This is a genomic window from Myxococcus sp. CA005 (genome assembly GCF_006518205.1).
In the GTDB taxonomy this organism is placed as follows: Bacteria; Myxococcota; Myxococcia; order Myxococcales; family Myxococcaceae; genus Myxococcus; species Myxococcus xanthus.
This window is the reverse complement of the sequence record NZ_SRLV01000033.1, coordinates 13,488-32,232: the sequence shown is the minus strand read 5'-3', so window position 1 is coordinate 32,232 and position 18,745 is coordinate 13,488. Positions and strand designations below refer to the sequence as shown.

The 18,745-nt window shown below is 69.8% G+C and carries 17 protein-coding genes; 10 read left to right on the top strand and 7 right to left on the bottom strand.

Going from position 1 to position 18,745, the window contains the following annotated elements:
• Positions 1-73 precede the first annotated feature (73 nt).
• The 3 genes from FMQ63_RS16795 to FMQ63_RS16785 are packed head-to-tail and all read left to right on the top strand — an operon-like array spanning position 74 to position 3,631.
• Positions 74-2,539, top strand: a complete 2,466-nt coding sequence (locus FMQ63_RS16795) for a heavy metal translocating P-type ATPase (protein ID WP_011553448.1) — start codon at positions 74-76, stop codon at positions 2,537-2,539.
• A 35-nt stretch (positions 2,540-2,574) separates the two neighbouring features.
• Positions 2,575-3,177, top strand: coding sequence for a c-type cytochrome (locus FMQ63_RS16790; protein WP_011553447.1), 603 nt, complete (start codon positions 2,575-2,577; stop codon positions 3,175-3,177).
• 28 nt (positions 3,178-3,205) lie between these two features.
• Entirely contained in the window at positions 3,206-3,631 is a 426-nt protein-coding gene (locus FMQ63_RS16785) for a hypothetical protein (protein ID WP_011553446.1), read from the top strand.
• Positions 3,632-3,703: 72 nt separating this feature from the next.
• Here the strand turns inward: FMQ63_RS16785 and tmk are convergent, their stop codons facing one another.
• Entirely contained in the window at positions 3,704-4,369 is a 666-nt protein-coding gene (gene tmk, locus FMQ63_RS16780) for a dTMP kinase (protein WP_011553445.1), read from the bottom strand.
• Positions 4,366-4,704, bottom strand: a complete 339-nt coding sequence (locus FMQ63_RS16775) for a hypothetical protein (protein WP_216608522.1) — start codon at positions 4,702-4,704, stop codon at positions 4,366-4,368. The genes tmk and FMQ63_RS16775 overlap by 4 nt, the downstream gene beginning before the upstream one ends.
• A 177-nt stretch (positions 4,705-4,881) precedes the next feature.
• Between FMQ63_RS16775 and ribB the strand changes: the two genes are divergently transcribed.
• Positions 4,882-6,033 carry a 3,4-dihydroxy-2-butanone-4-phosphate synthase gene (gene ribB, locus FMQ63_RS16770; protein WP_020480726.1) on the top strand — a complete coding sequence of 384 codons (1,152 nt, stop codon included), beginning with the start codon at positions 4,882-4,884 and terminating at the stop codon, positions 6,031-6,033.
• 33 nt (positions 6,034-6,066) lie between these two features.
• On the opposite strand, the gene thrC is transcribed toward ribB, so the two are convergent.
• The 5 genes from thrC to greA form a co-directional block, all read right to left on the bottom strand.
• Complete coding sequence (gene thrC, locus FMQ63_RS16765; RefSeq protein ID WP_011553442.1) at positions 6,067-7,407, bottom strand: threonine synthase; 1,341 nt, start codon at positions 7,405-7,407, stop codon at positions 6,067-6,069.
• Positions 7,404-7,967 carry a hypothetical protein gene (locus FMQ63_RS16760; RefSeq protein ID WP_011553441.1) on the bottom strand — a complete coding sequence of 188 codons (564 nt, stop codon included), beginning with the start codon at positions 7,965-7,967 and terminating at the stop codon, positions 7,404-7,406. The genes thrC and FMQ63_RS16760 overlap by 4 nt, the downstream gene beginning before the upstream one ends.
• Positions 7,968-8,067: 100 nt before the next feature.
• Positions 8,068-8,706, bottom strand: coding sequence for a protein-L-isoaspartate(D-aspartate) O-methyltransferase (locus tag FMQ63_RS16755; protein ID WP_011553440.1), 639 nt, complete (start codon positions 8,704-8,706; stop codon positions 8,068-8,070).
• A 27-nt stretch (positions 8,707-8,733) separates the two neighbouring features.
• Complete coding sequence (recG, locus tag FMQ63_RS16750) at positions 8,734-11,631, bottom strand: ATP-dependent DNA helicase RecG (RefSeq protein WP_020478763.1); 2,898 nt, start codon at positions 11,629-11,631, stop codon at positions 8,734-8,736.
• Positions 11,632-11,743: 112 nt separating this feature from the next.
• Positions 11,744-12,262, bottom strand: a complete 519-nt coding sequence (gene greA / locus FMQ63_RS16745) for a transcription elongation factor GreA (protein ID WP_011553438.1) — start codon at positions 12,260-12,262, stop codon at positions 11,744-11,746.
• 190 nt (positions 12,263-12,452) lie between these two features.
• Here greA and FMQ63_RS16740 point away from each other — a divergent pair, with 190 nt between their 5' ends.
• The 6 genes from FMQ63_RS16740 to FMQ63_RS16715 all read left to right on the top strand — a co-directional run bounded on the left by FMQ63_RS16740 (position 12,453) and on the right by FMQ63_RS16715 (position 18,728).
• Positions 12,453-12,983 carry an FHA domain-containing protein gene (locus FMQ63_RS16740; protein ID WP_011553437.1) on the top strand — a complete coding sequence of 177 codons (531 nt, stop codon included), beginning with the start codon at positions 12,453-12,455 and terminating at the stop codon, positions 12,981-12,983.
• A gap of 10 nt (positions 12,984-12,993) precedes the next feature.
• Positions 12,994-13,398, top strand: coding sequence for an MGMT family protein (locus tag FMQ63_RS16735; protein WP_011553436.1), 405 nt, complete (start codon positions 12,994-12,996; stop codon positions 13,396-13,398).
• A gap of 84 nt (positions 13,399-13,482) precedes the next feature.
• Positions 13,483-14,031, top strand: a complete 549-nt coding sequence (locus tag FMQ63_RS16730) for a M15 family metallopeptidase (protein WP_044274213.1) — start codon at positions 13,483-13,485, stop codon at positions 14,029-14,031.
• A 123-nt stretch (positions 14,032-14,154) separates the two neighbouring features.
• Complete coding sequence (locus tag FMQ63_RS16725) at positions 14,155-16,368, top strand: DUF4139 domain-containing protein (RefSeq protein WP_011553434.1); 2,214 nt, start codon at positions 14,155-14,157, stop codon at positions 16,366-16,368.
• A complete protein-coding gene (locus FMQ63_RS16720) occupies positions 16,368-17,924 on the top strand; it encodes a mucoidy inhibitor MuiA family protein (RefSeq protein WP_020478762.1) in 1,557 nt (518 codons plus the stop codon). Before FMQ63_RS16725 ends, FMQ63_RS16720 begins: the two co-directional genes overlap by 1 nt.
• 93 nt (positions 17,925-18,017) lie before the next feature.
• The gene (locus tag FMQ63_RS16715) at positions 18,018-18,728 is read left to right on the top strand and encodes a hypothetical protein (protein WP_225909250.1); all 711 of its coding nucleotides are present in this window, start codon (positions 18,018-18,020) and stop codon (positions 18,726-18,728) included.
• Positions 18,729-18,745 lie beyond the last annotated feature (17 nt).

Here is an 18,745-nt window from a genome sequence, read left to right as displayed (position 1 = left end):
CGACAGGCCGCTTCGCTCGGAACTGTAAGAAGGAACGGGGTGCTTCGTGATCCCGGCAAAAGGAAGCGCGACGATGACGACTCATCTCCCCCCAGAAGCTCACACCGGGCACCACCCTCCGCACCTGCCGGAGGGCAAGACGAAGGACCCCGTCTGCGGCATGTTCGTGGATCCCCAGGCACCGAAGGGCGGCAGCCATGTGCACGAGGGGCACACGTACTTCTTCTGCAACCCGAAGTGCCGCGAGAAGTTCACGGCGGAGCCGCGGAAGTACCTCGCGCCCGAGCCCCAGCCGCCGGAGCCTGCCCCCGCGGGCACCATGTACATCTGCCCGATGGACCCGGAAGTGCGGCAGGACCATCCCGGCACCTGCCCCAAGTGCGGCATGGCCCTCGAGCCCGAGCAGCCGGTCCTCCAGACGCGCACCGAGTACGTCTGCCCGATGCACCCGGAGATCGTGCGGCCCGAGCCGGGAGCGTGCCCCATCTGCGGCATGGCCCTGGAGCCACGGACCGTCACCCTTGAGGACGCGCCCGACCCGGAGTACCTCGACATGCGGCGGCGATTCTGGGTGAGCGTCGTCCTCTCGCTCCCTGTGTTCGTTCTGGGCATGTCCGAGATGATTCCGGGCCAGCCCATCCAGCGCCTCATCCCAGGGCCGCTCATGGCCTGGGTGCAGTTCGCCCTGGCGACGCCCGTGGTGCTGTGGGGGGGCTGGCCCTTCTTCCAGCGGGGCTGGACGTCGGTGCGCAACCGGCACCTCAACATGTTCACGCTGATTGCCCTTGGGACGGGCGCCGCCTACGGCTTCAGCGTCTTCGCCACCTTCTTCCCCGGCCTCCTGCCCCACGCCTTCACCGGCCACGGCGGCCACGTGCCCTTGTACTTCGAGGCCGCGGCGGTCATCACCACCCTGGTGCTGCTGGGGCAGGTGCTGGAACTCCGGGCCCGCCATGCCACCTCGGGAGCCTTGAAGGCGCTGCTCGGGCTGGCCCCGAAGACGGCGCGACTGCTGCGCGAGGACGGGCGCGAAGAGGACGTGGCGCTGGACGGGGTCCACGTGGGTGACCGCCTCCGCGTCCGACCGGGCGAGAAGGTGCCCGTGGATGGCGTGGTCCTGGAGGGCGAGAGCGCCGTGGACGAGTCCATGGTGACAGGTGAGCCGATTCCCTCCGAGAAGACACCTGGCAGCCGGGTGACAGGAGGGACGGTCAACGGCACCGGCGGCTTCGTGATACGGGCCGAGCGCGTCGGCCGCGACACGCTCCTCTCTCAAATCGTACAGCGGGTGGCCGAGGCCCAACGCAGCCGGGCCCCCATCCAGCGTCTGGCCGACACCGTCTCCGGGTGGTTCGTGCCCGCGGTGGTGGTCATCGCCGTCCTCACGGCGTTCATCTGGAGCATGTGGGGACCAGAGCCCCGGCTCGCCCACGCGCTGGTCAACGCCGTGGCCGTTCTCATCATCGCGTGCCCGTGCGCCCTGGGCCTGGCCACTCCCATCTCCATCGTGGTGGGCATGGGGCGTGGCGCGCAGGCCGGCGTCCTCATCCGGGACGCGGCGGCGCTCGAGGAACTGGCGAAGGTGGACACCCTCGTCGTCGACAAGACGGGCACCCTCACCGAGGGCAGGCCGAGCCTCACCACGGTGGTGGCCGCCCCCGGCTTCGACGAGGCGCGGCTGCTTCACCTGGCCGGCAGCATCGAGCGCGGGAGCGAACACCCGCTCGCGTCCGCAATCGTGAAGGGCGCAGAGGCACGTGGTGCCGTCCTCACCGAGACGCACGGCTTCAAGTCCGTGACGGGCCAGGGCGTGACGGGGCGTGTGGATGGTGCGCAGGTGGCGCTCGGGAATGCCCGGCTGCTCGAGGGACTCGGCATCGAGGCAGGGGCGTTCCTGGAGAGGGCGGAGGCCCTGAGGCGAGAAGGGCAGACGGTGATGTTCGTCGCCGTGGACGGCAAGCCGGCCGGGCTGCTCGGCGTGGCCGACCCGGTGAAGGCCAGCACCCCCGAAGCCGTTCAGCAGCTCCGTGCCGATGGGCTGCGCCTCGTGATGCTCACGGGTGACAGCCGGACGACGGCGGAGGCGGTGGCCCGGCGCCTGGGCATCGACGAAGTCCACGCTGAGGTGCGCCCCGAGGAGAAGAACGCGATGGTGAAGCGCCTCCAGGCCGAAGGCCACGTGGTGGCCATGGCCGGAGACGGGGTGAACGACGCGCCCGCGCTCGCCCAGGCCAACGTGGGCATCGCCATGGGCACGGGCACTGACATCGCCATGGAGAGCGCCGCCGTCACGCTGGTGAAGGGTGACCTCCGAGGCATCGTCCGCGCCCGGCACCTGAGCCGGGGCACCGTGCACAACATCCGCCAGAACCTCTTCTTCGCGTTCATCTACAACGTGCTCGGCGTCCCCATCGCGGCGGGGGTCCTCTACCCGTTCTTCGGACTGCTGCTGAGCCCCATGATTGCCAGCGCGGCGATGAGCATCTCGTCCGTCTCCGTCATCGCCAATGCCCTGCGGCTGAAGCGGCTGGACCTCTGACCGCCACCTCGCCGGATTCAAGAGGAGAATACCCCGTGACCTTGCGCCGTACCGTGGTGGGTGGACTGGCTGTACTGGGCGCCCTGACGCTCATCCTGGGCGTGAGCGGCGGGGTGTATGGGCTGACGGTGGCGCGCCGCGGCTTCTCGGCCCGGGAGGCCCCCTCGGCGCTCGAAGCGAAGGTGGCGCGTGCGGCACGGAGCTTCAGCATGCCCGCGGGGGCCCGGGAGCTGAAGAATCCGCTCGCGCCCCTCTCACCGCAGGCCCTCGCCGAGGCGCGAGCCCATTGGGCTGACCACTGCGCCATCTGCCACGCGGCGGATGGCAGCGGGCAGACGCCCATCGGCCAGGGGCTCTACCCGCGCGCCCCCAACATGCGCGCCACCCCGACCCAGGACCTGAGCGATGGCGAGCTGTACTGGATCATCCAGAACGGCATCCGCCTGACCGGCATGCCCGCCTGGGGACAACTCCACGAGGGGGCGGGCAACAACGATAGCTGGGCCCTCGTCGAACTCATCCGCAGGCTGCCGCGTCTCGGCGAGGAAGAGCTCGATGAAATCAAAGCCGCCCTGCCCCAATCCCGGCATGAGCTTGAAGAGCAGCGCATCGAGGACGCGTTCCTCGAAGGACAGTAGCCGTCACATGTGAAAGGAGCGCAATGCCATGAGCCCCCAACCCGTTCGTCCCCGCCTCACGAGCCTCGCCGTGGTGACCCTCGCCCTGTTGACTCCGGCGCTGGCCCTCGCCCACGGCAAGGACGGGGTCCACGTCATGGGCACGGTGAAGGAAGTGAAGCAGGCCGCGCTCGTGCTGGAGACGAGCGACAAGAAGCAGCAGGAGGTGATGACGGACCCCGGCACCCGCTACGAGAAGAGCGGCGTGGCGGTCACCGCATCCGACCTCAAGCCCGGCGAGCGCGCCGTCGTGCACGGGATGAAGATGAACAACGGCCAGGTGCATGCGCAGTTGGTGAAGTTCGGCAAGCCGCCCGCCAAGGGCACAGGGAAGGACCAGGGCGGCACAGGGGAAACCGAGCCGGCTCCCACTCCACCAACGCAGGGGAAGCGTCACGAGCACTCGGGACACTGAGCGCTTCCGTCGCTGGCGAAGACGGCATCCAAGGCAAGGCGCCGCCGGGCGGGGAAAACCGCCCCAGACAGTTCAGCGCTTGCGGGCCAGCAGCTTGCGAATCTCCACCAACGACGCGGCCGTCACGGCCTCGATGCCCTGTTCGCCGTCGATGTGGACGATGCGCTCGTGCTTCTCCCGGCGGCGGATGGCGGCCACGTACTGCTTCGCAATCCGCCGCTGTGCCTCGTCCGCCTCGAACAGCTCCGCCGCCCCGCCGCGTGCCTTGCGGCGCCGTGCCGCCACCTCTGGCGCCACGCCGACGAACAGCGTCAGGTCCGGCGACACCGCGCACGCATTCACCGCCTCCACCCATTCCATGGGCAGCGACGCCCCCTGGTAGGCGAGGGACGACAGGACGTAGCGGTCACACAGGACAATCTGGCCCGCCGCCAGCGCCGGGAGCACCCGGGCCGTGAGGTGGTCCGTCCGGTCCGCGGCGAACAGCAACGCCAGCGTCTCCGGCGCCAGCGGGCCCGCCCCACCGGGCAGTCCCAACCGGCCCGTGAGCGCCTGGCGAATCATCGTCCCCACGGGGCCGTCAGACGGCTCCCGCGTGGTCAGCACCGAGTGCCCCTCCGCGCGCAGGGCCGCGGCAAGCCGCTCCACCTGCGTCGTGGTACCCGCCCCATCCAGTCCCTCCAGGACGATGAAACGCCCTGGACGGCGCGCGGCGGCCTTCTTCCGGGCGGCGCTCACCGGGGAAGCAGCGCCGAGGGGTCGTCCAGCCGCAGCTCGCTGCGCAGGGCCAGCATCGACTCGTATTGCTTCAGCTCATCCACCAGGACCTTCCGGCCCAAGCGGTAGCTGATGAAGGCGTAGACGAGCAGCGACACGGACACCAGGGCCGCCGCCCACGCCAGCAGGGGCGTGCGAAGAGAATCGTAGAAGAGCTTGCCCGACGCCCCACCCACCAGGAGGGCAATGACGGTGGACACCCCCGCTCGGGCGAAGCGTGTCGTGCTCTCGCGGGTGGAAAGACTGGCCTGGAGCTGGTCGAGCCGAGCCCGGAGTTCCTGGGTATTGGAAGTCATCACGGCGCCAAGCACCCTACATCACTGCGCCCGTCACGTCGAGTCGGCGCCTACCCACCCGCCGGCCGTAGGCCCTCCAACGGCCCCCTGCCCACCTCATCCCCGCCATCATCCCTACATGCGCCCGGCTACCGGTTGGCTTGCGAGCCACCCTCGCCCACGCTACATGCGCGACTCATGCAGCCCTCCGCCCGGACCGAAACCTCCATGAGTCACGACAGCGAGATCTCCTCCATCGACGACGCCATCCGAGACATCCAGGAGGGCAAATTCGTCATCGTCGCCGACGACGAGGACCGCGAGAACGAGGGCGACCTCATCATGGCCGCGGAGAAGGTGACGCCCGAGCACCTGGCCTTCATGGTGCGCCACACCAGCGGAATCGTCTGCATGCCCATGCTGGCGGAGCGGCTGGACGAGCTCCGCCTCCCGCAGATGGTGTCGGACAACACCGAATCCCATCGCACCGCCTTCACCGTCTCCGTGGACTACCGCCACGACACCCACACGGGCGTATCCGCGGCGGACCGCGCGAAGACCATCCGCGCCCTGGTGGACCCCTCCAGCAAGGCCGACGACTTCCTGCGCCCCGGGCACATCTTCCCGCTCCGCTACCGCGAGGGCGGCGTCCTCCGCCGGGCCGGCCACACCGAGGCCACCGTGGACCTGTCCCGCCTCGCTGGCCTGTCCGCCTCCGGCATCCTCTGCGAGCTGGTGAAGGACGACGGCACCATGATGCGGATGCCGGACCTCAAGGTCTTCGCCCGCGAGCACAAGCTGTCGCTCATCACCATCGCCGACCTCATCGAATACCGCCGCCGGAAGGACCGGCTGGTGCGCCGCGAGCCCGGCCAGCAGACCGTCAACACCCGCTACGGTGAGTTCACCGCCCTCACCTATTCGTGGCTGCCCGACGGCGTGAAGTCCCTGGTCCTGGTGAAGGGCGACCCGGCGTCGCGGCCCAGCACCCTGGTGCGCCTGCACGCGGCCTGTGCCCTGGGTGACGTGTTCGGCTCCCCGTCGTGCAACTGCAACGTGCTGCTGGATCAGGCGCTGGCGCGCATCGCCCGCGAAGGCTCCGGCGTGCTGGTGTACCTGCCAGGCATGCACGGGGACGACTTCGGCATCCACCACAAGCGCAACAACGACGGCAGCAGCGGCCCCACGCGTGGCCCGCAGGAGTCGCGTGACCTGGGCATGGGCTGCCAGATTCTCACGGACCTGGGCATCCACACGCTCCAGGTGATGACCAACTCGGACGTCACCTACCGCGGGCTCGCGGGCTTCGGGCTCACCATCGAGAAGCGCGTCCCGCTCCAGCCGGACTGACGCGCCTCTCGCCGGGCGGACCGGGCCCGTGGTTCAGCCCAGGTCCGCCAGCGCGCCCTTCACCGCGTCCAGCGTCGCGGGCAGCTCCACGGGCGGGTTGGCGAACTGGCTCGTCACCTCCGCCAGCGAGCCGCGGTGGTAGCCCACCTTGAAGTCGGCGAACTTCAGGCCGTGCGCGGTGGACACCACCGCCACGCGCGAGCCCCGGGCAATCACGCCCTGCGCCACCAGCTTCTCCAGCGCCGCCAGCGCCACGCCCGTGTGCGGACAGGTGAAGGTTCCCTCGCGGTCCGCCCGCGCGGCGGCGTTGGCCAGCTCGGACTCGCTGGCGTCCTCCACCACGCCGTCGAACGCCTTGAGCACCTTCACCGCGCGCTTGAATGACACCGGGTTGCCAATCTGGATGGCCGACGCCAGGGTAGGCTCGGCCTGCAGGGGCACCAGCTCCTGGAAGCCGCCCCGGAACGAGCGCACCAGCGGGTTGGCCTTCTGGGCCTGAGCCACGGCGATGCGCGGCCGGCGGGTGATGAGCCCCAGCGACAGCATCAGCTCGAAGCCCTTGCCCAAGGCGCTGGCGTTGCCCAGGTTGCCGCCGGGAATCACCACCCAGTCCGGCGGCTCCCAGCCCAGGTCCTGGCAGAGCTCCACGGCGACCATCTTCTGGCCTTCGATGCGCAGCGAGTTCATCGAGTTGGCCAGGTACAGCCCCGTGTCCGCCGTCACCGCCTGCACCAGCTTCATGCAGCCGTCGAAGTCCGTGTCCAGCGACAGCACCCGCGCCCCATTGGCAATGGGCTGCACGAGCTGCGCGAGCGACACCTTGTCGCGCGGCAGGAACACCACCGCCGGAATCCCCGCCGCCGCGCAGTAGGCCGAGAGCGCCGCGGACGTGTCGCCCGTGGAGGCACACGCCACCGCGCGCAGCGGAACGCCCCGGGCACGCATGTGCTTCACCGCGGAGACCAGGACCGTCATCCCCCAGTCCTTGAAGCTGCCCGTGGGCGAGACGCCGCACTCCTTCAAGTCCAGCGCGGCCAGCCCCAGCTCCGCCGCCATGCGCGGCAACGGCTTGAGCGGCACGCGGCCCTCGCCGAGCGAGACGATGTCCTCCGCCGGGAGCTGCGGATACGCCCACTCCCGCTTGCCCCAGACGCCCGAGCCATCCGGCAGGCGCGCGGAGCCGAAGCGCGTCTCGAAACGGCGCTTCCATTCCGCCGCGGAGACCGTGCGCAGGGCCTTCACGTCGTGCGCGACCTCCAGCAGGCCGCCGCAGCGCGGGCACCGGTACACCACGTCCATCAGCGAGGCGCGAAAGTCACAGCCCTCACTGCACGCGTACTCCGCGCGGAAATCCGAAGCCGACTCCTCGCTCATGCCTCCTCCTGTGCCCGCGTGCCACACTCCGGACAGGCCTTACCGGGCCGCACGCGAGTATGACACGATGCGCAAGAGCGCCAGCCATCGTCGTCGCCAGAAGGTCTCCCAGGCGCCGCTGCCACGGTGGGCTTCGCCCGAGGCAGGCGCATGCCGCAGTTGTCGCAGAGCAGCCCCTCGGCCTGGGTGATGCGGCAGTAACGGCAGACGACGGCGCCCAGCGGCGCGGCGGTGCGAACGCCATCGTCCGGGGCACGCCCGGTGTCCAGCTCGGGCATGGGCGTCACCGGAACGGCCCCCATGTCCCTGGCGCGTGTCAGTTGCAGGTCGGGAACCACCTGCGCCGGCAGATCGGGCCCGGAACGGAGCCGCGTCACGTCCAGGTCGGGCAACACGGCCGCGACCACCGGCGCGCGGCCTCCGGCATGCGGTGTCACCTCCAGCTCCGGCAACGTCGCGATGGGCGCGGTCTCCGCCACGGCCGCGGGGAACCGCTTGCCGCAGACGTCGCACTCCGTCCCTTCGGGCTGAACGTGGTCACAGAGCGGACAGATAATCATGATGTGCGAACGTTAGCGGGCCGCCGCCGACATGGCGAGCAAGCGGACAGAGAGCCTGCCTCCCGCCTCGCTGGGTCAGGAGCCACCCGAGCCCAGGAGGTCACCCCTGCGAGAGCGGCTGCCCCGTCATGGGAACGAAGCGAACCGACAGCAGGGACTCCACCTGGGGCACCTCTCCGGGCCGGAGGGCTCGCTGGATGCGCAACAGTTGCTGGGTGCCCCCCCTTGGCCCCACCGGAATGATCATGCGCCCGCCCGGCTTGAGCTGTGAAAGGAGCTGAAGCGGAACGTCTGGTGGCGCCGCGGCGGCGAGGATGGCGTCGAAGGGCGCCTGGTCCGGCCAGCCCAGTGAGCCGTCTCCTTCCCGGAACGAGACGTTTTCGAAGCCCTGCCGCCCCAACACCTCTCGCGCCGATTGGGCCAGCTCGGGGACGATTTCCACGGAGTAGACCTCTCTGCACAGCAGGGACAGCAGCGCCGTCTGGTAGCCCGAGCCGGTGCCGATTTCGAGGACGCGCTCGTCCCCCTGGAGCTGGAGCGCCTCCGTCATCAGCGCCACGACGTAGGGCTGGCTGATGGTCTGCCCATGCCCGATGGGCAGCGGCGAGTCCGCGCTCGCCTCTTCGCGCAGGTCCTCCGGCACGAAGTCCGCGCGGTTCAGCCGAGCGATGGCCTCCAGGACTCGCGCGTCCTTGATGCCGTGCCGCGACAGGTAGTCGGCCCTTCCCCAGTCACCCATGCCCCTAGCCTAATCATGGCAGGCGCCCTACCCCACCCGTGCGAGCGCGAGCCGCCCTTCCCAGCGTTCCTCGAGCGCCTTCACGAGGCCCTGGTTCTCCTTCGCCTTCATGTCCGGGTCCTTCTCCAGGATGCGCCGGGCCTCGGACTGCGCCATGGAGAGCAGGTCGCCATCCCGCGCCAGGTTGGCCACCGCGAGCTCGGGCAGGCCACTCTGGCGCGTGCCCAGGAATTCACCCGGGCCTCGAATCTCCAGGTCCTTCTCCGCGATGACGAAGCCGTCGCTGCTCTGCTCCATCACCGTCAGGCGCTCGGCGGACTCCCAGGAGCGGGCGCTTCCGGCCACCAGGTGGCAGAAACTCGCCGCCGCGCCGCGCCCCACCCGGCCCCGGAGCTGGTGAAGCTGTGACAGGCCGAAGCGCTCGGCGGATTCCACCACCATCACGGAGGCGTTGGGCACGTCCACGCCCACCTCCACCACCGTGGTGCAGACGAGCAGGTGCAGGCGCTTCTCGCGGAAGTCCTCCATGACGGAGTCCTTCTCCTCCGCCTTCATCCGTCCGTGCAGCAGCCCCACCTTCGCGTCGGGGAACACCTTCCGGAGCTTCTCCACGCCGCGCGTGGCGTCCTCCAGGTCCAGCTTCTCCGACTCCTCCACCAGCGGGTAGACGACGTAGGCCTGGTGCCCCTTGGCCAGTTGCGCGCCCACGGACTCATAGACGAGCGCGCGCTGCTTGTCGTTGAACACCCGCGTCTGAATGGGCGTGCGGCCCGGCGGAAGCTGGTCGATGACGGACAAGTCCAGGTCGCCGTACAGCGTCATGGCCAGCGTGCGGGGAATGGGCGTGGCCGTCATCACCAGCACATCCGGCTTGGGCCCCTTGCTCATCAGCGTGTGGCGCTGGAGCACGCCGAAGCGGTGCTGTTCGTCGATGACGACCAGGCCCAGGCGGTCGAAAGAGACGTCTGCCTGAAGGAGCGCGTGCGTGCCCACGGCCAGATGAACTTCGCCTCGGGCCACGGCCTCGCGCACCTGGCGCTTGGCCTTCGCCGTGCCCGCCGCGCTCACCAGGCCCACGCGGTAGCCCAGCGGCTCCATCACCTTGCGGAAGTTGCGCTCGTGCTGCTCAGCGAGGATTTCCGTGGGCGCCATGACGGCCACCTGGTAGCCGGCCTGCAGCGCGATGAGGGCGGAGACCATGGCCACCGCCGTCTTGCCGCTGCCCACGTCTCCCTGGACCAGCCGGTTCATGGGCTCCGGGCGCGCCATGTCCCAGCAGAGCTCCTCCACCACCCGCGCCTGCGCGCCGGTGAGCTGGAACGGCAGCGCGTTGCGCGCCTTCGCCAGCCGGGGCTCGGACACGTCGAAGGAGATGCCGACCTCCGCCTTCACGCCCTGCCGCTTGAGCGCCATGCCCAGTTGGAGGAAGAACAGCTCGTCGAAGGCGAGCCGCCGGTGCGCGGGGCTCTGGTGCGCATCGAGCGCCTCCAGGTCCGCGTCCCCTGGCGGGAAGTGGATGAAGCGCAGCGCGTCCGGCAGGCCCATCAGGTCCAAGCGGCGGCGCAGGTCGGCGGGCAGCGGGTCATCCAGTTCGTGCGCGTACTGCTCGCCCACGCGGGAGGTCAGCTCGCGGAACGAGCGCTGCTCGCCGCGCTCGAAGCCCGGATACACGGGGACGATGCGGTTGAAGTGGACCGACGTCGTGGACTCGATGTCCTCCGCCGGTTCGATTTCCGGATGGGGCATCTCCCGGCCCGACATGGTGGCGCGGACCTCGCCGGAGAGGACGATGCGCTTGCCCACGGTGAACCGGCTCTTCAACCAGGGGCCCGCGTTGAAGTACGTGGCGGCGATGCTGCCCGAGCGGTCCCCCACGACGGCGCGGAACATGCGCCGGCCCTGACGGCCCGGCACGAAGTCGGCCACCTTGACGATGCCCACCGTGACGCCTCGCTCGCCGGGCTCCAGTTCGGCGATGGTGCGCAACTGGCGGCGGTCCTCGTAGCAGCGCGGCAGCATGAAGAGGATGTCGCCCATGCGGCGCAGCCCCTTCTTGTCGAGCGCCGAGACGAGCCTGGGTCCCAGCCGCTTGCCCAGCGTCTTCAGCGGCGACGCCAGCGGCCCGGAGCGCGGCGCGATGGAGAGGAGCTTCGCCTCGGAGCGAGAGGCCTCCGCCGCGACCGCCCGCTTCTTCTTTCGCTGGGCCTTCTCCTTGCGCGTCTTCGCTCCGGGAACCGCCTCTGGCCCCGTGTCGAGCGCGGCCTGACGGAGCCCCGGCTTCGCCCGAGACGACGGCGCGCCCTGCCGCCCGGTGGCGGGCTGCGGCGCGGTGACGTTCGCCTGCGGAGGCTGCGTCGTCGGCGCCATCCGCGGTGGACGGGCAGGCAGGAGCTCCGAGTCCATTCCGGCCTGACGCCCCCGCGGCGCATCAGGACTCATGCGCGGCATGGGGCCCTCAACGCCGCTCCCGCGCGCAGGGGCCGAGGCTCCACGCGAAGCCGGTCCTCGAGGTGCGTCCGGCCGCGGGCCCGACGTGGGCAGTGGCTCCGCCGATTTCCAGGGCGGCACATACCCCGGAGGCGTCGTGCCTCCCGCACCCACCGGAGCGCCCTGTGTGGACCTCGGCCGAGCCGGAACCGCACCCTCCATCGTCACGCCGTGCAACTCCGCGGGCAGCTCCACCCCGCTGACCTTCAGCCCGGCCACGACTCGCCGCAGCGCGGCCTTGCGGCGCTCGGGCATGGCGTGGTCCACGTCGGGCAGCGCGGCCCTCAAGTGGTCCAGTGCCCGTGCATCCACGCCACTGGCCCCCGCCAGCGCGCGCTCCAACACCGGGCGCAACGACTTCACCGTGGCCAGCATCGCGAAGTCGCGCTGGCACACGTACCGGAGGGGTCCAACAAGGCTGGCGAGCGGGTGGTTCACGCGGGGGTTCCGCCGTACATCCTACGGAACGGGGATGACGTCTCCCACAAAACGAGACCGGGGAAGCGAGCCCTGGCCCGCTCCCCCGGCAACTCACTGCGACCTCCGAGGCTCAGCTCCCGCTCGCCGGGGCCTCTTCCTCGGGCTCCTCGAAGCGGATCTCCTGGACTTCCAGCTCGCGCACGCCGCCGGGGCTCTGCACCGTGGCGATGTCGCCCACCTTTTTACCGATGAGCGCGCGCGCCACCGGCGAGGTGACGGCAATCCACCGCTTCTTCAGGTCTGCCTCGATCTCCCCCACGAGCCGGTAGCTCACCGGCTTGTCGGTTTCGGTATCGAGCAGGTCCACCGTCGCCCCGAAAATGACCTTGTCGCCGCCGAGCTTCTTTGGGTCGATGACCTCCGCGCGGGCAATCCAGTCGTTGAGGGTCAGGATGCGCCCCTCGATGTGCGACTGTTTCTCCTTCGCCGCGTGGTACTCCGCGTTCTCACGCAGGTCACCATGTGCGCGAGCGACCTCGATCTCGCGCGAGATCTTCCCCCGCTCGACGGACTGGAGGTGCTTCAGTTCCTCCTTCAGCTTGCGCAGTCCGGACGGGGTCATCGGGATGTTGTCGCTCCCGCTGCTCATCGACACAGCTCCTTCCACCACTCCCAGGTTCAAATAAGATGGAGGGCCGGCGCTCCTCTTCCGGAGCCCGGCCCCCGCGACCAAACAAAAGCCCAATGTAAGGAACCACTGACAAGTTGGTCAATGAAACCCGTACAGGGAACGGGGGGATGGGCTGGGCGCGCGCCCTTTGACCCGCTAGTCTGCCCCCGTGCTGTCCGTCCAGGAATTGCGCGGGCTCGGTGCCGCCCTGCCCCCCAGTGCCTTCCAGCGTCAACTGGGGCCTTTTGCACTCATCCAGCGCCCGCCTTCCGAGGCCTCGACCGCCGTGCTCGCCCCCACCCGCATGGCGGCGCCCTCGGAAATCGAACAGGGCATGCTGGCCTTGCTGTTCGAGTTCGAACACCTGCGCGTGGCCACCCTGCCGCCGCTCAACGCCACCGACCGGCTGCGCATTGGCCGCCGCATGGACTGCGACCTGGTCGTCGACGACGCGTCCGTGTCCAAGATGCACGCGGAGCTGCGGTGGAACGAAGCCGACCAGCGCTGCACCGTGCAGGACCTGGGCTCCACCAACGGCACCTTCCTCAACGCCCGCTCCCTGGGTGGCCGCGAGGCCGTGCTGCGCGACGGCGACATCCTCAGCGTGGGCAACGTGCAGTTCTGGTACCTGCTCACCCGTACCCTGCATGAGCGCCTGCGCGCGGGCGAAGCCACTGGACTGGGCTCGCGCAGCGGCTGAACCTTCCCGCATGTCCACACCGCCACGCGACGAGCGCGACTACTTCGAGCGCATCTACACCGTCACCACGCAAGTGCCACCTGGGCAGGTGGCCACATATGGGGACATCGCCGTCATCGTCGGTGATGGCTGCGATGCCCGCGTCGTGGGACATGCACTGGGCGCGTTGGGCGCCCGCGCGGACAGCGTGCCCTGGCAACGCGTCATCAACCGCACGGGTGGCATCAGCACCTCCGGCTACGGACAGCGCGAGGCCCTGGAGGCGGAGGGCGTCACCTTCGACGAGCGCGACCACGTCCGGATGGCGTCACACCATTGGACGGGCCCCAGCGAGACGTGGGCCCGCGCACATGGATTCCAGCCGTTGCCTCCGCGCGAAGTGAAGACTCCGGACGCGCAATTGAAACTGTTCTGAACAGGCGCTCGCCCTCCCGTCTGCTTGCGTCGAGGCACAGACGCGCGAAAGTTCGGATTCCGGCCACGGGGCCGGCTTCCAAACATGTCGCTCGCGCTGCTCCGCTGGGGAGTCTTCATCCTCCTGTGTCTTTTCGCGCCCCAAGCCGTCGCCGGCGACGCAAAGCCCCGGCGAAGTGAGGCGAAGGGCAGTCGGCTCGTTCGTCTCAAGAACGGCCAGTTGCTTCATACCGACGCCGCGGACGCGTACCGGCGGATGAAGGCCGAAGCGCGTTCGAAGAACATCTACCTCTGGGTCCACAGCGGCTACCGCTCCCCCGCGAAGCAGCGCCGGCTCTATGAGCGCTACCGCAAGGGCAAGGGGCCCCAGGCGGCACGGCCCGGGCGCTCCAACCATCAGCGAGGCCTCGCGGTGGACCTGGTCATCGGCGGTGTCAAGACACCGACCTATGACTGGCTCGTGTCGAATGCATGCCGCTTCGGATTCAAGCGCACGGTGCGCTCCGAGCCCTGGCATTGGGAGTACCGCCCACACAGCACCCGCGAGCCGAAGCCGGGGCGTGACTGCGTGGGCCGCCCCTTGAAGCGTCAACGGCCCCAATCTCCGCCCGTGGCGAGCACCGAGAAGAGCTGAGGCGCGCTAGCTCCAATGCAGCGTGTCGTCAATCCGGCCCAAGGGCATCCCGACCTCACGGGTTGGTGCCTTTTGTCCGGGGGGACTGATTTTTATCAGACACCTCGATTACGGTGAGCAGCCATGCTCGTCGTCACATCGAACCTCGAAGCCGTCACCGTCCACGCGGAGGGGGCGCTTTGTACGCGGGTCGCCACGATTCCCACGGCGGGAGGGATGTTGCCCACGCAGGTGCGAATCAATGGACTGCCCCTGTCGTTGCAACCCGGCTCGCTCCGGGCGTCCGTGGTGCACGGCCCGTCGGGACTCGCCGTGCGCGACCTTCGTCCCACCTATGACGTCCAGCTTCCGCCAGAAGTCGACGTGCCCGCGGAGCACCGCGCCTTGGAGGAAGCCGAGCACCGCCTCTCCGACCTCACCCAACAGCTCGCGCGCGTGGGTCAGGAACTGGATGCGCTGTCGAAGCTGTCCCCCGGGTTTCCGCCCCGGCCGAAGGAAGCGCAGGAGCCCCGGGACGCCCCCGTGTCCGCGATGCTGTCGCTCATGTCCTTCGTGGACACCGAGCTCGCCGCGCTCCATTCGCGGAAGCTGGACCTGGAGCGGCAGCAGCGTGACGCCGAAGCCGAGCTGCGCTTGCGGCGCAACCGCGTCGCCGAAGCCTCTTCGTCCGTGCGAGGCCAGCGCGCCCGCGTGTACCGCGCGGTCGTGCTGACGCTGTCGGGCCCCCTTCCCGCGGATCCGGGGGCGCGGCTCGCGCTCGAATACGCCGTCCAGGGGGCGCGCTGGGTGCCCACCTACGACTTGCGCCTGCCGCGAACGCTGGAAGAGGGAACGCTGCGCATGCGCGCCTCCGTGCTCCAGCGCACCGGCGAGGACTGGACGGGGGTGAAGCTCGCCGTCTCCACCGCGGACCTCGCCCGGCATGCGGAAGTCCCCGAGCTGAAGGCGCTGCGCATTGGCCGCCATCAACCGGCTCCCGCGCGTTCGGGCTGGAGGGAGGCGCCACCGGGGCTCGATGAGCTGTTCGCGGGCTACGACGCCACGCGGTCGCCCACGCCGGTTCAGCCTGAGCTCCTAGCCGAACCCGAGCCCATGCCCGCCGGCCTCGAGCAGCCCCAGAAGAACAAGCGCAGTGCCGTGCCCATCGCGCCCAAGCCCGACTTCGCCATGCCGGAAGCGGCCGCGCCACCGCCTCCGCCGGCGGCGGCCCCTCGAAGTGCTCCGATGCGTCCCAGTGCCGCTGCCCCCGAGGACGAGGAGACGACATCGCGAGCGCGAGCGCGAGGCGGTGGCTTGATGTCGCGCGCGCGCCGACCGCCACCTCCGGCCGAACTCGAGGAGGCGCCCGAGAGTTCATTCGACGATGACGCAGACGGGCTCAGCATGGATACCGCCTCGCTGGGCGGTGGTGGTGGTGGCGGCGAGCGAACACCTCCGAGGCAGGAGCCCTCCGACGCATTGTTGGACTACGACCGCCTGACCATGCCGCCCGCGGATGACCAGGGCGCGCGTGGCAGGCTGCAACCGCGCCCCGGGCACGTCACCCAGGAGCTGGTGGCCCTGGCGGAGGTCCACGCGCAGATCGACATCACCGTGCGAGTCGCCCTGAGTCTGCAGGAGACCTCTTCCATATGGGCGGCCCCCGCGCCGGCGTGGTCCCAGCCGCCACGCACGTCCTCGCCTCACTTCGATGCGCGCTTCGATGTAGAGACGCGCGCGGACGTGCCTTCGGATGGAGCGTGGCACACCGTGCCGGTGTTGTCCGTGCCAGTGGGGCTGTCCGCGGAATACGTCTGCGTCCCCTCCGTGGAGTCGCGTGCGTTCCGCACGGTGCGCGTGGAGAACCGGACGCCGTATCCGCTGCTGGCGGGTCCCGTGGACGTCACGCTGGAGAACGAGTTCCTGATGACGTCCCCCCTGCCCACCATGGCCCCGGGCTCGACGCAGCGGCTGGGGCTCGGTGTGGAGGAATCCATCAAGGTCGCGCGCAACACGCGGTTCGACGAGGCCATGGGCGGCATGTTCGGCGGCTCGACGATGCTGACGCACCACGTGTCGGTGGAGCTGGCCAACCGGCTCAGCAATCGCGTCCTGGTCGAGGTGTGCGAGCGCGTGCCCACCGTTCCCGTCAATACGGAGAAGGACATCAAGGTGGAGGAATTGGAAGTGGCCCCGCTCTGGCAGAAGCGCCTGCCCTTGCCCGGTGAAGCGAAGGTGGAGGGCGAGCGGGCGTGGCGCGTGGTGCTCCAGCCAGGTGAAGCGCAGACGCTGAAGGCGACATGGACGGTCAAGATTCCGGGCAACAAGATGCTCGGCGGCGGCAACCGGAGGACATGATGGGCACCCCTTTCATCCTGCCCGTGGTCAAGGTCACCGTCCTCGAGGACCGGGCGCTCGTCGAGCGGCGGGGGGAGATTCCCCTGTCCGTGGGAACGCAGCGACTGGTCATCCAGGGACTGTCCCCGCTCGCCGTGGACCGCTCGCTCCAGGCGAAGGTCGCGGGTGGCACCATCTCCCAGGCACGCATCCGCCGGGCGACGAAGCCGCAACCACCCGAGGCCGAGCGCGAACACCGCACGGCGCTCGGAAAGCGCGTCGCGGAGCTGGAGCAGGAGCTCCGGCGCGTGGTCGCGGACGAAACCCGGCTGGCGGCGCGGCTGCGGCTGTTGGACACCGCGCGCGCCGATGTCCACCGCGCCATCTCCGAGCAGGCAGGCGCCGGACAGTCGCGGCCGGAGACGTGGCGGGAGCAGTTGGAGACGGTGCGCCGCGAGCAACTGTCGGCGGACTCGGCGCTCCGAGAGGCTGAGCGCCGGACGCTGCGACTGCGGGAACAGTTCGACGAAGCACGGGCCTCGCAGACGGCTGTCGAGCTCCTGGAGCCAACGGTCGACACCCAGGCCGAGCTGGAGGTGGGCCACCCCACGGGCGGGCCCGCCACGCTGTCCGTCACGTACCTGGTGCCCTGCACGGCCTGGCGGCCGTCCTACCGCGCAACGCTGTCCCGCGAAGCCTCCGGTGAGTCCGTCACACTGGAGTGCGAGGCCGTCGTCTGGCAGCGCACCGGTGAGGAGTGGAAGGACGTGGAGCTGGCGTTCTCCACCGCGCGCCCCACGCTGGGCGCCACGCCGCCGCGGCTCCAGGAGGACCGGCTGTGGCTGCGGGACAAGACGGAGCGCGAGAAGCAGGTGGTGGAGGTGGCCATCCGTGAGGAGGTCATCCAGACCGCGGGCGAGGCCGGCGCTGCCCGACGGGACGATGCGCTACCGGGCATGGACGACGGAGGTGAACCGCTGACGGTGACGGCCCCGCATCGGGCCAGCGTGCCACCGGACGGCGAGCCCTACCGCGTGCCCCTGTTCCAGTTCACCGCGCCCGCTGCCTCCGAGCTGGTGGCCATGCCGGAGCAGTCCCCCCTGGTGCACCGGGTGGCCCGGTTCGACAACACGGGCCCCACGGTGTTGCTCGCGGGCCCCGTGAAGCTGGTGCGCACTCACGGCTATGTGGGGCGTGCGCAGCTGCGTTTCACCGGCAAGGGCGAGCGCGTGAAGCTGGGCTTCGGCAGCGAGGACGCGCTGCGCGTGGCACGAACGGAGGACGTGGGACGGGAGACCAGCCGGCTCACCGGCCGCAAGGTGACGACGCACAAGGTGCGACTGTTCCTCTCCAACATGGGCGCGAAGTCGGTGCCGGTGGCCATCGAGGAGCGGATTCCCGTCTCCGAGGTGGAGTCGGTGGAAATCCAGTTGCAGAGGGAGAGCACGAAGCCCGCGCCCGCGCGCGTCAGCGAGGATGGCATCGTCCGCTTCGAGCTGACGGCGTCGCCCCGCTCGCAGCAGGAGCTGGCGATGGACTACGTGGTGACGAGCGCGGCGAAGGTGGCCGGGCTCTGAGCAGGCCCGGGTTCCACCGCGAAACAGCCCTGGGGGGCCGGGACTTCCACCATGGTTCCGGCGGAAGCATTCATCCCCCCGGGAGGAAGCCCCATGTGCATCACTCGCGCGGTGTCCACCATCGGCTTGCTGATGTCTGCCTGCCTGTCCTCTCCAGCCCTGGGAGCAGAGCCGCCCCCAGAGCAGGAAGCGACGCTCCCGCCGCCACAGCTCGCGGTGGAGGTCGGCGGGACGCTGTCTCCGATGCGGCATCCCGCGACGGAGGTGCCAACGCTGCGTTCACGGGTGAAGACGGTGAACGCCCGAAGCGGAGCCGCGCGCCTTTCCGGCGGACTCCACTTCAACCTCGTCCGTGGCTCCGAACGGAGCGACTGGTGGTGGACGAACGGCATCGACTGGTACCTGGCGGGTGGTGACGTCCAGGTACTGGCGCTGCGGCCGGGGCTGGAGAAGCGGTTCTCGCTGACACGAAACGTGACGCTCGGGGTGAGCGCGTTCGGCAGCGCGGCGGAGGTCTCATTGCCCACGGGGCAGATTGGTCAGGTGCAGCCAGGGGAGCCGGGCTACACCCCCATTGGCGGGAACAACTTCTACGAGGGCCGCATGCGCAAGTGGGCCTTCGGCGCGGGCGGACTGGCTGCGATCCAGGTCAAGCTGAGTCGCTACGTGCATGCGCGCGTCCATGGGGGCTATACGCGCTACTTCGAACAGGCGGACGGGCTGCAGCCGGCTCCTGATGCGGCCGCATTCACGGTTTCGCTCGACGGCCCGTTCGCGGGGGCGTTGCTTGGACTGGACCTCTAGAAACCGCTCCTCGAGAG

Bases quoted from the DNA above. Each gene is read 5' to 3' on its own strand.
- FMQ63_RS16795 (WP_011553448.1), top strand. From the start codon at position 74: ATGACGACTCATCTCCCCCCAGAAGCTCACACCGGGCACCACCCTCCG.
- FMQ63_RS16785 (WP_011553446.1), top strand. From the start codon at position 3,206: ATGAGCCCCCAACCCGTTCGTCCCCGCCTCACGAGCCTCGCCGTGGTG.
- FMQ63_RS16775 (WP_216608522.1), bottom strand. From the start codon at position 4,704: ATGACTTCCAATACCCAGGAACTCCGGGCTCGGCTCGACCAGCTCCAG.
- ribB (WP_020480726.1), top strand. From the start codon at position 4,882: ATGCAGCCCTCCGCCCGGACCGAAACCTCCATGAGTCACGACAGCGAG.
- thrC (WP_011553442.1), bottom strand. From the start codon at position 7,407: ATGAGCGAGGAGTCGGCTTCGGATTTCCGCGCGGAGTACGCGTGCAGT.
- FMQ63_RS16760 (WP_011553441.1), bottom strand. From the start codon at position 7,967: ATGATTATCTGTCCGCTCTGTGACCACGTTCAGCCCGAAGGGACGGAG.
- FMQ63_RS16755 (WP_011553440.1), bottom strand. From the start codon at position 8,706: ATGGGTGACTGGGGAAGGGCCGACTACCTGTCGCGGCACGGCATCAAG.
- greA (WP_011553438.1), bottom strand. From the start codon at position 12,262: ATGAGCAGCGGGAGCGACAACATCCCGATGACCCCGTCCGGACTGCGC.
- FMQ63_RS16735 (WP_011553436.1), top strand. From the start codon at position 12,994: ATGTCCACACCGCCACGCGACGAGCGCGACTACTTCGAGCGCATCTAC.
- FMQ63_RS16730 (WP_044274213.1), top strand. From the start codon at position 13,483: ATGTCGCTCGCGCTGCTCCGCTGGGGAGTCTTCATCCTCCTGTGTCTT.
- FMQ63_RS16725 (WP_011553434.1), top strand. From the start codon at position 14,155: ATGCTCGTCGTCACATCGAACCTCGAAGCCGTCACCGTCCACGCGGAG.
- FMQ63_RS16720 (WP_020478762.1), top strand. From the start codon at position 16,368: ATGGGCACCCCTTTCATCCTGCCCGTGGTCAAGGTCACCGTCCTCGAG.
- FMQ63_RS16715 (WP_225909250.1), top strand. From the start codon at position 18,018: ATGTGCATCACTCGCGCGGTGTCCACCATCGGCTTGCTGATGTCTGCC.